At 44.8% G+C, this 14076-nt stretch carries 15 protein-coding genes; 4 read left to right on the top strand and 11 right to left on the bottom strand.

Annotated features, from left to right (window positions below; all coding sequences use genetic code 11):
* Nucleotides 1-246: 246 nt before the first annotated feature.
* The 7 genes from D9X91_RS23165 to D9X91_RS22030 all read right to left on the bottom strand — a co-directional run bounded on the left by D9X91_RS23165 (nucleotide 247) and on the right by D9X91_RS22030 (nucleotide 4804).
* The gene (locus D9X91_RS23165) at nucleotides 247-345 is read right to left on the bottom strand and encodes a putative holin-like toxin (protein WP_407644215.1); all 99 of its coding nucleotides are present in this window, start codon (nucleotides 343-345) and stop codon (nucleotides 247-249) included.
* 80 nt (nucleotides 346-425) lie between these two features.
* Nucleotides 426-977: a GNAT family N-acetyltransferase gene (locus tag D9X91_RS22055; RefSeq protein ID WP_121682817.1), complete on the bottom strand. Its 552-nt coding sequence runs from the start codon at nucleotides 975-977 to the stop codon at nucleotides 426-428.
* The gene (locus tag D9X91_RS22050) at nucleotides 961-1662 is read right to left on the bottom strand and encodes a class I SAM-dependent methyltransferase (protein ID WP_121682816.1); all 702 of its coding nucleotides are present in this window, start codon (nucleotides 1660-1662) and stop codon (nucleotides 961-963) included. Before D9X91_RS22050 ends, D9X91_RS22055 begins: the two co-directional genes overlap by 17 nt.
* Nucleotides 1634-2377: a hypothetical protein gene (locus D9X91_RS22045; RefSeq protein ID WP_121682815.1), complete on the bottom strand. Its 744-nt coding sequence runs from the start codon at nucleotides 2375-2377 to the stop codon at nucleotides 1634-1636. The genes D9X91_RS22050 and D9X91_RS22045 overlap by 29 nt, the downstream gene beginning before the upstream one ends.
* Before the next feature lie 16 nt (nucleotides 2378-2393).
* Entirely contained in the window at nucleotides 2394-3002 is a 609-nt protein-coding gene (locus tag D9X91_RS22040; protein WP_121682814.1) for a hydrolase, read from the bottom strand.
* A gap of 128 nt (nucleotides 3003-3130) precedes the next feature.
* The gene (locus D9X91_RS22035) at nucleotides 3131-3511 is read right to left on the bottom strand and encodes a YciI family protein (protein WP_121682813.1); all 381 of its coding nucleotides are present in this window, start codon (nucleotides 3509-3511) and stop codon (nucleotides 3131-3133) included.
* A gap of 36 nt (nucleotides 3512-3547) precedes the next feature.
* Nucleotides 3548-4804 carry an RNA polymerase sigma factor gene (locus D9X91_RS22030; RefSeq protein WP_121682812.1) on the bottom strand — a complete coding sequence of 419 codons (1257 nt, stop codon included), beginning with the start codon at nucleotides 4802-4804 and terminating at the stop codon, nucleotides 3548-3550.
* A 692-nt stretch (nucleotides 4805-5496) separates the two neighbouring features.
* On the opposite strand from D9X91_RS22030, the gene D9X91_RS22025 reads away from it, so the two are divergent.
* Nucleotides 5497-5682, top strand: coding sequence for a hypothetical protein (locus D9X91_RS22025; RefSeq protein WP_121682811.1), 186 nt, complete (start codon nucleotides 5497-5499; stop codon nucleotides 5680-5682).
* A gap of 41 nt (nucleotides 5683-5723) precedes the next feature.
* Here D9X91_RS22025 and D9X91_RS22020 read toward each other — a convergent pair whose 3' ends face one another.
* From D9X91_RS22020 to D9X91_RS22005, 4 genes are all read right to left on the bottom strand, one after another.
* Nucleotides 5724-6881: an MGDG synthase family glycosyltransferase gene (locus D9X91_RS22020; protein WP_121682810.1), complete on the bottom strand. Its 1158-nt coding sequence runs from the start codon at nucleotides 6879-6881 to the stop codon at nucleotides 5724-5726.
* 58 nt (nucleotides 6882-6939) lie between these two features.
* On the bottom strand, nucleotides 6940-7572 hold the full coding sequence (locus D9X91_RS22015) for an undecaprenyl-diphosphatase (RefSeq protein ID WP_121682809.1): 633 nt from the start codon (nucleotides 7570-7572) through the stop codon (nucleotides 6940-6942).
* Between the two features lie 109 nt (nucleotides 7573-7681).
* Nucleotides 7682-9055, bottom strand: a complete 1374-nt coding sequence (locus tag D9X91_RS22010) for a sensor histidine kinase (protein WP_121682808.1) — start codon at nucleotides 9053-9055, stop codon at nucleotides 7682-7684.
* A 4-nt stretch (nucleotides 9056-9059) separates the two neighbouring features.
* Nucleotides 9060-9758, bottom strand: a complete 699-nt coding sequence (locus D9X91_RS22005; RefSeq protein ID WP_121682807.1) for a response regulator transcription factor — start codon at nucleotides 9756-9758, stop codon at nucleotides 9060-9062.
* Between the two features lie 243 nt (nucleotides 9759-10001).
* Between D9X91_RS22005 and D9X91_RS22000 the strand changes: the two genes are divergently transcribed.
* The 3 genes from D9X91_RS22000 to D9X91_RS21990 are packed head-to-tail and all read left to right on the top strand — an operon-like array spanning nucleotide 10002 to nucleotide 13880.
* Entirely contained in the window at nucleotides 10002-10958 is a 957-nt protein-coding gene (locus D9X91_RS22000) for a glycosyltransferase family 2 protein (RefSeq protein ID WP_233569892.1), read from the top strand.
* Nucleotides 10939-11328 (top strand): GtrA family protein, encoded by a 390-nt coding sequence (locus D9X91_RS21995; RefSeq protein WP_121682806.1) that lies wholly within the window; start codon nucleotides 10939-10941, stop codon nucleotides 11326-11328. The genes D9X91_RS22000 and D9X91_RS21995 overlap by 20 nt, the downstream gene beginning before the upstream one ends.
* A complete protein-coding gene (locus tag D9X91_RS21990) occupies nucleotides 11328-13880 on the top strand; it encodes a YfhO family protein (RefSeq protein ID WP_158598393.1) in 2553 nt (850 codons plus the stop codon). The genes D9X91_RS21995 and D9X91_RS21990 overlap by 1 nt, the downstream gene beginning before the upstream one ends.
* Nucleotides 13881-14076: the final 196 nt, after the last annotated feature.

Genomic DNA, 14076 nt, shown 5'->3' with positions numbered 1-14076 from the left:
AACCCGCGATTTGGGCACGGGACAGCCGTTCTCGTTCCCTTTTCCGCCTTTGATCGCCCGATTGGGGCACGAGCGGAGACTTCGCGTTCCCTTATTCATTCTTGCGACTCTTGTTTAGGCACGAGAGACCTCGTTCCCATGTTTGCCTCTGCGGCCACGATTCGGGCACAAGGAACTCACCCAATGCACAAGACCACCTTACTTCCTTCTTCCCCCCAAAGAAAAAAACACGCCTTTCCAGCGTGTTTAAGAGTCTTGGTCTTTGTCTTTGTGTTTAAAATCAAGAATAGCGACTACGAACATTCCGAAACTGATCATGAGTGTTAGGACTTCAAATGTATTCATGCACATATCGCCTCCTACTACTCATGATTCCCGCTACCAAGTTTGTCCTATACAAAGAATTTTGGAAGCAGGGTGTGGCATCAAATTTGGGCTGCAGTCGTCAACGTTTCCCATTCTTCCCTCAAGATGCCCATTCGGATGGAATCATAATAATTGCCTTCGAAGTAGCGGACTTTTCTGATGCGCGCTTCCATTTGCATGCCCAGCTTTTCGGCTGCTCGGATCATGCGTTCATTTCCTGACCATGTGGTTAAGCCCACTCTGGTGAGCGGCAATGTTTGAAAGATATGGTCAATCCAAAGCTTCAGTGCCCGGGTTCCGATGCCTTTTCCCCATTCATTCCCTTGATATAAAGTAATGCCCATCTCCAACCATCTTGATTGATCGTCTTCAAAATAGTAGGTAACGGTCCCGACGACTACGTCCTGTACAGTAATGATCCATCGGTGATCTTGATTCACCCAGGATGATTTCTGCTCCAAAAATTGTTCAAAGGTCATGGATTTAAAGGGAAAGTAAGGCGCGTCCCACCTTTTCCATTCGGGCGCATCTTCTTTATAGGCTAGTTCCCACAATCGTTCTAAGTCTCGTTCTTCTATTTTTCGAATGACTAAATCATGATCTTTGTACATTCAATTCCTCTTTTCCTAATTCAGTATCTTTATTCTTCTGCACCAACAGCTCGATCAATCCGTGATGATGCGGCTCACCATGGCCGAGATCCATCTGGATGGATTGGGAGCATTTTATCGTTTTGTATCCCATGAATGATTCCTGCAATTCATCCACCGTAAAATAATGCATGTAGCTGTCGGTTTTTGGATTGTATAGGGTATTGTTGAATTTTTCGTCTAAAAGGTGGAGCCTCTTGGAGAAGCTTGGATCGTGTATGTCAAATGCCTGAATATAGGCAAGTCCCCCTTCAATCAAACCGGCTTTTACCTTTTTCAAAATCGCGTTGATTTCATCGTCATGAAAGAAGTTAAGGATGTTCGCCATTATGATCAAGGAGTAGGATTCGGGTTGAATATGAAAGTCCCTTAAATCACCTATACTGGCATGGATATCGAATCCCGTTTGATTCGCCATTTGCCTGCATCGATCAACCGCCGTATCCGCAATGTCGACGCCGTCCACGCTCCATCCTTTGCTGGCAAAATAGATGGAGTTGCGGCCTTCCCCAATCCCCAAGTCGAGTATCTTTCCGTTCTCTGGGATAAGTTTCTCATAGGTTACTAATGTCTGCTCTGGCCTGAGTCCCCAAAGATCTTCCTGTTCGGCATATTTCTCATTCCAGAATTGTTTGCTTTGTGTCATGGGTACCTCCTGATTTCAAAATCAAACTTACAAGGATAAAGATGATTCCAAGGATTAATGTAAAAAACGGAAATAGGAATGGAATGAAGAAGATTGGGTAGCTCACCCAAACATCTGTATAATAACCAAGCGGATATGGTGCCACTCTACCTGCATTCAGTAATTCCGTTTGAAGTCCATCCCTTTCAGGTAAATAAAAAGATTCATGGCTAATATCGCCATTTTCATCCAATCTAAAAACCTTGTATTTCAGCTTATCTTCCGGTGCGGATCCGGTTATATCTCCATTCGGGAGCTTCTTTTGAAATTCTCTTGTTTCCTTCAGGAGAATCACGAATTGTGTCTTCCTGTTCTTTTTATCTTCCAGGGTCAAAAAGGCAACTCCGCCACTATATCTGTTCAATCCTTCAGTTCTCACTTGTATCGGATAATTCGTAAGTGTCTCAATTTCCTCCCCATCCATATTCACCGATAAATCTGCCGTGCCGATTTGATCGCCCCACGGATCGACATTCCCCTTTCCATCTTTCATCGTCTCATTTATTTCAATAGTATGGCCCTTGAAGTGTTGCCTCGTGTCCAATACATTTGTAATCTTGTATTCTCTCTTCATTTTTTGGTTATGGACAAGTTCCATGACCAGTCTTGTGCTCATTGGTAGAGACGCCAAGAATAAAACCATACCCAATACGAAAAAGATCATCCTTTTTTTCATAGTATTCTCCTTAGATTTATGCCAGGAGCGGTTTGATCTTCATGATCCCCAGCTCCACCGATGTCTCTATGTATCCGATGATCTGATTGAATGTAAAAACATTCAGTTCTTCCTTGATGGCGGACTGATCGTATTCCATATCGCCTAACGCATATGGAACAAATTCTTCCACATCCCCCCGCTTGACCTCTTCGAAATCGATTATTTCAGAAAAATGGCTGAGCGCTTCTTTTAATTCTTCGGTAAAGCGATAGTAATCCAGCAGCTTTCCATTCAGCAATTGAAAATCCTGATGGTATCGCCCGTATAATCCCTCATCGGCATCCATTCTGTTTTTCAGCCACGATAGATTAAAGCCCCGCAGCCATATATCATCCGCGATTAAGTGGGCATAGTACCCCAATACATAAGGGTTCAACTCATGTTCGCGATACTTATATAAAAATCCTTTCGCATCAACGCTTCTGGAATAATCCCGTACGTCCCCTATAAAGAAATGGGATGCGTTTTTGTTTGATACCGCATCCGGTGCGATGCTGCCAAGTAAAAATGATGATTTATCTTCGATCGATAAAGACTGCGCAATTTTATTTCCGATAATCAAGTGCATGATTCGTGAACCCATGATCCCCATCCCCCTTCAATAGTCACATTTATTTTAGCATAATATGGAAAGAGTGTTGGTGTAATTTCTCTATCAATGAAAAAAGCATATCCGTCCAGAGGGGATGGATATGCTTTCGTGAAATTCGTTCATTTTTGATCTATCATCTCGAAATAATGGATCGGGCGGATTTCGATCGCCCATCCGAGATCCTCCCCTGCCTCGATTTGGATGGACGGGTGTTTGGAGGCGATTTCGATGGCTTCCTCCATGTCACGTGCTTCGATTAGGATCGCACTTCCAATCAGCTCTTTCGTTTCGATAAATGGACCATCGATGACTTTGACTTTCCCGTTCACCCTTTTCAATGATTTCACCTCTGCATCGAGGCCGGCATCAAGCATCACTTGATTCGTTTCGTAAAATCCCTTGAGATGTGAGCCGCACTCCTGCAAAATCGACTCCTTCTCATCGTTTGGAAGAGCGTCCATTTTTTCAGGATACAAATAACCTAAGCATAAATATTTCATTTTATTAAACTCCTTTTTGATTAATTTGTTGTTCTCTCATTCTTCCAAACATTCAAAAGCGCGCTTGAGGAGCAATTCCCGTTCTGGTGCATTTTGGGTGAGGGATGCTGCCCGATTAAATTCGTCGCAGGCTTCTCTGCGGCGTCCCATTTTTTCTAAAAAATGACCGCGCGTACTCGGCAGCAGATGATAATTCTTCAAGGCGGGTTCAACCAGCAGCGAATCTATGATTTCCAGTCCTGCCTCCCACCCGTATGCCATCGAGATCGCCACGGCTCTGTTCAGCTCAACAACGGGGGACGGCGCTACTTGCGCTAATGCATCGTATAGAGCGGAAATGTGTATCCAATCCGTTTCTTCAGACGTGCGTGCCTTGGCATGGCACGAGGCAATCGATGCTTGTAAACCGTACATTCCAAGCGGTCCTCCTAAATGTTCAGCGCGCTTAAGGGAATCGATCCCGCGGCGAATGGCCGAGTGGTCCCAATGGGCACGATTCTGCTCCAGCAGTAGAACCGGCTCCCCTTCTTCATTCACCCTCGCTCGAAAACGCGATGTTTGAATTTCCATGAGGGCGACAAGGCCATGGACTTCCTTCTCATCTGGTGCGATTTCCGCCAATAAACGCCCGACCCGAAGCGCCTCCTCGCATAGCAGCGGCCGGATCCAGCTTTCACCGGAGGATGCGGAATATCCCTCATTGAACATGAGATAGATGACCTCGAGTACAGATGATAGCCGATCAGGAAAATCAGTTTTCTCCGGGACTTCCAGCGGGACCTTCGCGGCGGTGATCGTGCGTTTCGCGCGGACAATCCGCTGTGCAATGGTCGTCACGGGAACAAGGAAAGCTTTTGCGATCTCCTCGATTTTAAGTCCTCCGAGCAGCCTCAACGTCAGTGCTACCCGCGCCTCCGCTGACAGGATCGGGTGGCACGTGGTGAAGATAAGCCGCAGAAGGTCATCACTGATATTATCGTCGAGCCCCTCTTCCCAGTCTGGCTGCAGCTGTCCATCCAGCTCAGCACCAATCTCTCCATACTTGATATGGCGGAGCTTGTTCCTGCGGAGCAAATCAAATGCCCGCCGTTTTGCGACAGTCATCAACCATGCTCCCGGGTTCTCCGGAATTCCTGATTGCGGCCATCGTTCCAACGCTGTTACGAGCGCATCTTGTGCAAGGTCCTCGGCCACCCCGAGATCCCGGACAATCCCAGCCAGGCAAGCGATGATTTTTGCCGCTTCCGTCCGCCAGATCGAATCGATGGTTTGGTGAATCCTCGGTTCAGTCATCCAGTTCCCCCCTTTCTTTCACCCTCTATAAACACAACGAATGGATGTCTGGTAGTTCGACATGATTGAGAAAATTTTATATAAAAATTTATAATAATTTTTCGCTCGATTAATAATTCGAATCCGTTCGTAAATTTTCCTTTATTTTGATGAAGGGATCTACAATGCTGCGACCGTTGAAATGTGCGATTTTGCAGTTGCAGAGGTGATGTTGCTTAATGATGTTTTTGTTCCCATATTCACGTTTGAAACACGGTTTTGGCTTAGTTTGGCTTTGCTTTTTTCGGGTCTCATTAGGAGGCTTTGAGACTCGCTTTCGGCTCAATTTGATCTTTCTGGGTCTCTCATACGTACACTATGAGACCTTAGATTGCTTTATTTTGTTCATTTCTGGTCTCAACTGCACAGGCCAAGTTACCTTTTCCACCCCACCAACCCCGGTTTGGTCACGAGGACCGCGCTCTCGTTCCCTTTCTCTCACCATCAACCCCGAAGAGGGCACGAGCACCACGCTCCCGTTCCCTGTTCCTCCCTATCAAGCCCAATTCGGGCACGAGAACCACACTCCCGTTCCCTTTCTCCCACCATCGACGCTCGTTCGGGCGCGAGCCCCAGCCTCATGAAATCTAGTCATTCATATTGCGATTTGTTATGATAATGAGAGCATCATGATGGAATAGGTGGGAGTTAAGGTGAACGATTCGAACGAGAATAATGAAACTTTATTGGATACTTCAATTGTGTATGATTATAAGGATTTTCCCGATAAACGAAGCGGCCGTTGTGATAATTGCGGGGAAGCGAATTTCAAAAGCTCGGTTAAAGATTATGTGTTTTTGAGGGAATGCACCAAGTGTGGATTGAAAAAGAGTATCTGATGATAAATTAACGCCCCGTCAAATCGACGGGGCGTTTGTTTTTATGCTAAGCTTATTTCCTGCTTATGGGCGTGGTTGATTAATTGAGTCATGATGGTTACTGCATCGAGGGAGGCGGTTTTTGTATGGAATTTCCTCGATTTGTTTCGCATGAAGGTTAGTGGTGTATCGTCATGCAGGATGCTTTGTATATTACCGATCAAATCGGATGGCGTTTTGGCCAATAGTCCGAGGCCTGATTCCAGGAGGAAATTGGCGTTGTCTTCTTCCTGTCCAGGCAGGGGATTGAAGATCAATAATGGCAGCTGCATCGCAATGGCCTCTGATGTCGTGACGCCGCCTGCTTTTGTAATCATCAGGTCTGAAATCGCCATTAATTCATGGATGTTTTCCGTGAAGCCCATTATGCTTACATCGTGTTTTGAGTCTCTCAGCTCTTGTTCCAGCTGTGTTTTTAATTTGTCATTCCGCCCGCAGACAATGATGAGCTGGATGGAGGACGAAATTTGTTCAAACGCCTGAAAGGTGGAAGCGTCTTTGCCGAAGAAGCCATCGCCGCCGCCCATCACGAGGATGGTGAGCTTGTCTGGACGGAGGTTATATTTTTTCAACAAATCCTCTTTCGGCTGCTCTTCCAAAAATCCTCTTCTCAATGGAATGCCCGTGTTTTTGATTTTGTATGCTTCCACCCCGACTGAAACCAATCGTTCTTTCACTTGGCTTGTTCCGACAATGTATTGATCGGTAAAAGGATGGATCCAGTAAGAATGATCTGTGTAGTCGGTGATGACCGTCATCGCCGGGATGTCAATCAGCCCCTGCTCTTTTAGTTTGGAGATGATGCCCGCTGCAAAAGGGTGGGTGCTGACGACGGCAATCGGATTGATTGCTTGAATCATTTCAAGCATTGAATGCATCCCCATCGTGAATAGGGCATTCAGCTTGGTGGAAAAATTACTTTTCACACGCGTTTTGTGATAGAGGTAGCTGTACACCTGTGGGAATTTTTTAATGCTCTTTTTATAGATATACGTACTGATCGGAGAAAGGTATGGGTGCAGCCACTCCATCATGTCCAATATTATGGGTTCGGTGCCAGGGAAGCTGTCTTCCACAGCCTCGCCCATCGCCCTTGCGACTTGTTTATGGCCATCGCCGACAGCGGCTGAAAGTATTAGGATTTTGTCTTTATATTTCATACTTCACCAACTCCTCTTTGTGAACATTTGCTGCTGGCTTGCTCCCTCACCATTTTTCCTAAGCAGTTTTTTTCCATACTTTACTTTCGATGTTTTCATAAAACTCGATCAAGCGGTTTGCCCATTCATTGAGTTTGGGCAAGCGTTTGAAGATGCAGTGAATGATGAACGCCGCACCGATGCCGATGAGCATCCCTGCCAGTACATCTGATGGGTAATGGACACCCGTCCAGACGCGGGATATGGAAAGGGCAGCTGCAAGGATCATCCATACCCAGCCGTCACGCTTCATCCAAATCCAGATAGCGGCCGCGATCACGAAGGAACCGGCTGCATGATCGCTTGGAAACGATGCATTTTCCGCGTGGGGGATGAGCCTGTACACATGATGATGCACGAATGGGCGGTCCCGGTAGAAGAAGTGGCCGATTGCCGCGTTGATGGCCATCGCCAGGCAAACGCCAAGGAAGGCTTCCATGACCATTTTTCGATTTTTCTTTTTTGGATAAAACCAATAAAAGAGTAAGCCAGCCAAAAATAAATACTGTCCATATTCCGTGAATATGGCAACGATCGGGTCTAAAGGTTTTTCACTTACTGCAAGATGGTTAATTACATGAAATAGTTTAAAGTCCAGTTGGAACATATTTTTCACCTCAATAAAATACATCGCTGTTGCTGTTCTTAGCATACACGTCCCAGCTGAACGTCTTCTTAATGTTAAATTAAGAAATCATTAATAAAGACATAAAAACCCAATACTCCCATTGAAATTGGAGTATTGGGTCCTCAAGTGATTTTTAATCCGTCTTTTGGGTTTTAGGCAAGTGGAGCTCAACTTCTGTTCCTTCGCCTTCGGTACTTTTTACTTTGATTTCGCCGTGATGCTGCTTCATGATATTTTTGGCGATGGACAGTCCTAATCCGGTGCCTCCTGTGGCCCTGCTTCTCGCTTTATCGACGCGGTAGAAGCGTTCAAAGATATTTTCGATTTCATTGTGCGGGATTCCGATTCCGTAATCGACGACGCGGATGACGGCATTGTGTTCATGGTCTTCCAAATACACATCAATTCGGTCTGTACTGTATTTCAGGGCATTATCGATCGTGATGATGATGACCTGTTTCAGTTTTAATTCATCCGCCATGATCGTGAGCGCATCATTGTCATAATGAAAAATGATTTCTCTTTTATAAGCGATTTTCAGCTGGTTAAAGATTTTTTCACAAAATGATGCTAAATGAATCGAAATAAGGTCTAAGTCATGTTCCAATTCTGTATTGGCAAGATCCAAAAATCGTTCGGTCATCCTTTGGATTCGGGTCGCTTCCGAATGAATGGCTTCAATCGCTTCCAGCGTGATTTCGGCATTTTGAATTCCCCGTCTCCTTAATAAATCGGCGTAGCTTTTGATGACCGTCAGCGGGGTTTTTAATTCATGGGAAGCATCTGAAATGAACTGCTTTTGCCTCTCGAGATTGGCATCCAGCCGTCCGATCATGCGATTAAAGGTCACAGCCATCTTAGTGAGTTCATCTTTTGTTTCATGCTGAATGCTGATTCTTTTCGGGATCCCGCTCTTTTCGATATCCTCCATTGTGTTGATCATGTTGGAAATCGGCCGGATAATGATATTGGACAACCATCTTCCCCCGAGCAGGGATAAAACAGCCCCCAGGATCGTACATATGGCAAGAATGGAAAGCAGTACGTCCTTCCCGAGCTCAAGCCCGATCACACGCTCCCCGATTTCCAGTATTTTCACAGGCTGGCCATTGACGTTGATGGGCTGCTTATAAATGATGATCTGTTCTTCTCCACCTTCTTCTCTGACTATCCGCCTTTGAGTCGTTGATTTACTGGAATATTTCGCTTTTATCTTTTTGGCTAAATGTTCATCATTCGCTGATTGGGCGATCACATGGGATTGTTTATTGATGATGCGGATAAAGGAATGACTGGATAAGTATGGCATTAATTTCTTTTCAATCACTTCAGGTGAGTCTTCTGGATTGATCTCCTTCATGATGTCTGAAGCCCGCTGATGCACCTCATCCTGCTCAAGGTTAAACGTGATATTCATGAATGAAAAGAATACGATTGAGTTGATGATGATCAAGACAATCAGGATCCATGCCGTTGTCATCAGGTTGATTTTAGTGGTTATTTTCATCCATTCACGCCTCCTTTACGATATATCCCACGCCCCTAACCGTATGTATGATTTGCGACCCGGGAAAATCTTCTTCTAATTTCTTTCTTAAATGTCTGATATACACATCGATCACGTTGGTTTCCCCTTCATACTCATAGCCCCATACATGATAGATGATATTTTCACGGGTCACGATCCGATTTTTATTCGAAAGCAAATACACCAGGAAATCAAATTCCTTTGGCGTCAGCGAGATCGGCGTTCCTCCCCGCTCCACTTCCCTCGTTTGAAGGTTGACCACTAGATCCTTGATCGTTAAGCGCTCTTCCTCCGATTCCTCGGAGTGGGACGAAACGGAAGCTTGGCGCAGCGAAGACCGGACCCTCGCTAATAATTCCTCCATCTCGAACGGCTTCGTTATATAATCATTGGCCCCGAGATCGAGTCCCGCCACTTTATCCATGGTCATATTTCTTGCCGTCAATAAAATGATCGGCAGCGCGTTTTTTTCCTTTCTGATCTTCCTTAAGACTTCCAATCCATTCAGTTCAGGCAGCATCACATCAAGAAGGATTAAATCAAACTTTTCCTCCAATGCTTTTTGCAAGCCAGATTTTCCGTCATTCGCAATGACAGCTTCATACCCTTCGTATTCAAGCTCTATTTTTAAAATGCGTGCGATCTGATTTTCGTCTTCCACGACTAATATCCGCTCTGGCATTTAAATCACTCCTTTGGTCTAAAAAACGATATCCATATGTTAGCTTCTCACCTACAACTTACCATTATTTATGGTTATTTTTCTTTTTTTAATGGAATTTTAATGTATTATTCAGGGGATATCGAGATTGGGCGAGTAATATAGAAATTGGCCAGGGGCTTGCCGGCTCTTATGGCCACAGCTGCAATTATACAAATTCCTCCCCTATGTGAGGGAGTTTTAATAGGAAAGGTGATGAATATTATGGATATTTTCATCTCGGTATTGATACCGTCTTTTAATGAAGCCGAAAATATTCTTCCTATATATCACGCTCTAACAAAGGAACTATCCCATAGAATTGCACGATACGAAATTATTTTTATCGATGATGGGAGCACGGATCAAACGATCGAGTGGATTAAAGAATTGTCCTATCATCATCCAGAAGTGAAATATGTGGCATTGACGAGGAATTTCGGGAAAGAATCGGCGATGTTTGCCGGCTTGAAGCATGCCAGAGGCGATGCGGTCATCATTATGGATGCCGATCTGCAGCATCCGACAAGCTTGATTCATTCTTTAATTGAAGGCTATGAAGAAGGCTATGATCAAGTGATTGCGCAGCGTGACCGGGCTGGTGATTCATTCGTCCGAAGCAAGCTATCGAGCCTCTATTATGCCGTTTTGGAAAAATTGGTCGATGTGGAATTGAAGGATGGACAAGGCGACTTTCGACTGCTCAGCAGGCGGGCCGTCAATGCGGTCTTGCAGATCAGCGAGCGGAACCGCTTTTCCAAAGGGCTCTTTTCGTGGATCGGCTTTCATCAAAAAGTGATCAAGTACGATAATACAACGCGAAAGGCCGGCGTATCAAAATGGTCGATCAAAAAGCTGATCGACTACGGCATTGAAGGGGTTGTGTCCTTTAATCACAAACCATTGCGGATTTGTTTATATACCGGAATTGCGACGCTGCTGCTCTCGTTGTTGTCCATCAGCATCATGTTTGTTCGCATTTTATTCAACGGTATTGCGGTCCCAGGGTACTTTACCACCATCTCTTCTGTCCTGTTCTTGGGCGGTGCTCAATTGGTCAGCCTAGGCGTCATCGGAGAGTATATCGGACGCATCTATGTAGAGGCGAAGCAGCGGCCCCATTATTTGATTGAGCAGACAAATGTGGGAGAGGATGTCATTCATGTTAAAGAACAAGGGTGAATTAGTACGCTTTATGTTTGTCGGCGGAATCAATACAGCGAACTATTATTTCTTTTATTTGATCTTGTTTCAAATCGCCGGCTTAAACTATCTCTTTTCCCATTGGATCGCTTTCTTGATCAGTATGGTCCTTTCCTTTTATTTGAATGTGTATTTCACTTATCGCGTGAAGCCAACGCTGCGTAAGTTTTTGCAATTTCCCATTACCCAGGTTGTGAATATCTCGATATCATCTGCCTTTATTTATATCTTTGTTGAATATCTTCACTTGAATGGCTATATTGCGCCGATCTTATCGGTGGTATTCACGATACCTGTTACCTTTATTTTGACTGGTAAAATTTTAAAGCGAGGTCAGGATTCATCATGATGAAAAACAAACATGTTCTGCTTATTTTCAGCAGTATCATCCTATCGATATTGGCTCACGCTTTTTTTCTTTATCAAACAGCCAACGGGTCCTTTATGGCAGGACCCCATGATGGATTGTCGCAAATGATTCCCTTTCGAAAAATGGTCTATGATCAATTTTCGAAAGGCAATTTCTTTTACAGCTTCCATTATGGGCTTGGCGGCGGGACCTACCAGCTTGCCTATTATTACGCCAATAACATTTTCTATTTCTTTGTGTTTGGCTTTGTTTTCATACTTGATAAGTTATCGATCATTTCAACGCCAGACGCCCTCTTTTGGGCGAATGCAACGATTTACATCAGCATCATTCGGCTATCTTTGATCTTCATCATCACGACGTATGTATTTCGTTATATGAAAATCAGGATGCCTTACGCGTTTGTGGCAGCGTTCTTGTACGGCGGGAGCATCATGTATTTCCGCCATGTCACCTATTGGGAATTTTTCTCCGATGCCTTTCTTTGGCTGCCCCTATTTGTACTGGGGATCGAGAAGGTTTTCCGGGAGCAAAAGCCGACTGCGTTGATCACAGCTGTCGCATTATCGATGTTCGATAATTTCTATTTCGCCTATATTCATTTTATTTTCATGGGAATCTATATCGTCTTTCGCTGGCTGATTCCATTAGATGTGCACGAGAAGAAGCAGGTGAAGCTTTTAGCAGGGAGCATCCTTCTTGGGGCAGGGATCAGTTCCGTTTCCTTTATCCCGGCCGTTTACGGATTCTTGCACAATTTCCGCCCAGCCTTCAAAGACCATATTCCCATCTTTGATGCTGGCCAAAATGCTTTCCTTGGAGACAAGACCATTTGGCTCCCGGTCGTTTTTGTCCTGTTCCTTTTTATTTTTTCTTTTTATAAAAATCATACCTTTAAACTATTCGCATGGATCGGAAGCCTATTCATTCTCTTTCACTTCAGCCCCATCATGGCAAGTGTCTTTAACGGCTTCTCCGCTCCGCAATTCAGGTTTGAGTATATCATCAACTTTTGCGCTTCGGGCGCGATAGCAGCAGGACTGCAAGAACGTTCAAAACTGTCAGGTGCATCGTTGAAAAAAGCGTTCATCGCCGCTTTCATCGTTTACTGCACTGCTTTGATCATCCATCCAACGGGGCTCAAAGTTGCCTCTCTGATCGGTTCTCTCGTCCTGCTGGCGGTCTATTTTTTCTTATTTAAAAAGAAAAAGTCCATCGTTCTGATCATGGGCATATTGATTGTCATCAATCTGATCGTGACCAATGCCTTTCAGTATGGCCTGTACAAATATGGCGGTGTCCAGTCTTCGACAAAAGCATATATGACGAGCGAGCATTATAATTCCGATGAACAACGGAAGCTGATCCAGCGGGCCATGAAGCAGGACAACAGCGACACCACAAGGATGGACTGGATCATTGAAAATCGTAATAACACCCCTATTGTCGAGGACTTCAACGGCATCAGCGCTTATTCAAGCATACTGAATAAAAACATTTTATTCTTTTATTACAAGGACCTGAAAATCGATATGAAGCGGGAAAGCGTCAGCCGCTACAACAGTTTAGGAGACCGGGCCAACTTATACAGCCTCCTCCGCGGAAAATATATCATGTATGAAAAAGGGAAAGCGAGAAACATCCCTTATGGCTTTAAACCGTATGTGAAAAGCAGGCATTACGTCATTTATCGCAACGAAAACGTCCTTCCCTTTGTCCGAACGACAAGCACCATCTACAGCTCGGCGAAGTTGAAGCATGATCCGGTGATTGACCGGGAACATGCGATGCTGAAAGGCGTCGTGCTGAATGTTCCAGGCAATCAACAGACTGATAAATTGGGAAAAAGCAAGGATCTCATGCAGCAAACGAAGATTCAGCCCGTTTCTGGAACGTATCAGCATGGGCAATTGCATGTCGATCAAAAAACAGGCGGCCTGGACATGACAGTGGGGAAAATGCCGCCGGGTGCGAAAGATCTTTATCTATCATTTTATTTAAAAAACAACAGCAAGACCGCACCGCTATTTCCGTTGTCTATCAATGAATTCAAAACGTCCAGGAAATCGAGGTCGTCCATTTACCGGACAACCTTCGATCACATCACGGTCCGGATCCAAGTCAATCAAACGATCAAGATCCGCGTCCCAAAAGGAAGCTATACCTTAAACGACTTCCACCTTTATTCCGAGGGCTATCAAACATTGAAAAATCAAACCGAAATGAAAAAACAAAAAGCCAACGTGGATATCGAGAAAAATCATATCAACGTGAACCTGCAAAACAACCGCGGAGATTCCTATATGGTACTGCCCATCCCCTATGAAAAAGGATGGACAGCCCACGTCAACGGAAAAAAACAAAACGTACAAAAAGCCAACTATGCCTTCATTGGAATCCCGATCAAGCCAGGGCAAAATCATGTGGAGCTGACATATTATCCTCCATACTTCGAACTCTCCCTGGCGATCAGCGGGTTATCATTGCTGCTGGCGGTTTGGTGGATCAGAAGAAAAGGCAAGCTGCACTGATGCAGCTTGCCTTTTTGCATATTGTTAGCATGGGGGGCATCAGGGGGGCTCCTGATTCCCTTTATTGCGGTTTGGCACTCGCGACGGGAACCAGATTCGCTTTCTGGTTCCCTTTATTTCGTTTTTGCATCGCGACGGGCATCAGATCCCCTTTCTGATTCCCTTTAATTCAATTTTGCTTCACGACGGGGACAAG

Source organism: Falsibacillus albus, assembly GCF_003668575.1.
Taxonomy (GTDB): domain Bacteria; phylum Bacillota; class Bacilli; order Bacillales; family DSM-25281; genus Falsibacillus; species Falsibacillus albus.
Note: the sequence above shows the minus strand (reverse complement) of the source record. Positions and strands in the feature narration are given on the sequence as shown.

Bases quoted from the DNA above. Each gene is read 5' to 3' on its own strand.
- D9X91_RS23165 (WP_407644215.1), bottom strand. From the start codon at position 345: ATGAATACATTTGAAGTCCTAACACTCATGATCAGTTTCGGAATGTTC.
- D9X91_RS22055 (WP_121682817.1), bottom strand. From the start codon at position 977: ATGTACAAAGATCATGATTTAGTCATTCGAAAAATAGAAGAACGAGAC.
- D9X91_RS22050 (WP_121682816.1), bottom strand. From the start codon at position 1,662: ATGACACAAAGCAAACAATTCTGGAATGAGAAATATGCCGAACAGGAA.
- D9X91_RS22045 (WP_121682815.1), bottom strand. From the start codon at position 2,377: ATGAAAAAAAGGATGATCTTTTTCGTATTGGGTATGGTTTTATTCTTG.
- D9X91_RS22040 (WP_121682814.1), bottom strand. From the start codon at position 3,002: ATGGGTTCACGAATCATGCACTTGATTATCGGAAATAAAATTGCGCAG.
- D9X91_RS22035 (WP_121682813.1), bottom strand. From the start codon at position 3,511: ATGAAATATTTATGCTTAGGTTATTTGTATCCTGAAAAAATGGACGCT.
- D9X91_RS22030 (WP_121682812.1), bottom strand. From the start codon at position 4,804: ATGACTGAACCGAGGATTCACCAAACCATCGATTCGATCTGGCGGACG.
- D9X91_RS22020 (WP_121682810.1), bottom strand. From the start codon at position 6,881: ATGAAATATAAAGACAAAATCCTAATACTTTCAGCCGCTGTCGGCGAT.
- D9X91_RS22015 (WP_121682809.1), bottom strand. From the start codon at position 7,572: ATGCTAAGAACAGCAACAGCGATGTATTTTATTGAGGTGAAAAATATG.
- D9X91_RS22010 (WP_121682808.1), bottom strand. From the start codon at position 9,055: ATGAAAATAACCACTAAAATCAACCTGATGACAACGGCATGGATCCTG.
- D9X91_RS22005 (WP_121682807.1), bottom strand. From the start codon at position 9,758: ATGCCAGAGCGGATATTAGTCGTGGAAGACGAAAATCAGATCGCACGC.
- D9X91_RS22000 (WP_233569892.1), top strand. From the start codon at position 10,002: ATGGATATTTTCATCTCGGTATTGATACCGTCTTTTAATGAAGCCGAA.
- D9X91_RS21995 (WP_121682806.1), top strand. From the start codon at position 10,939: ATGTTAAAGAACAAGGGTGAATTAGTACGCTTTATGTTTGTCGGCGGA.
- D9X91_RS21990 (WP_158598393.1), top strand. From the start codon at position 11,328: ATGAAAAACAAACATGTTCTGCTTATTTTCAGCAGTATCATCCTATCG.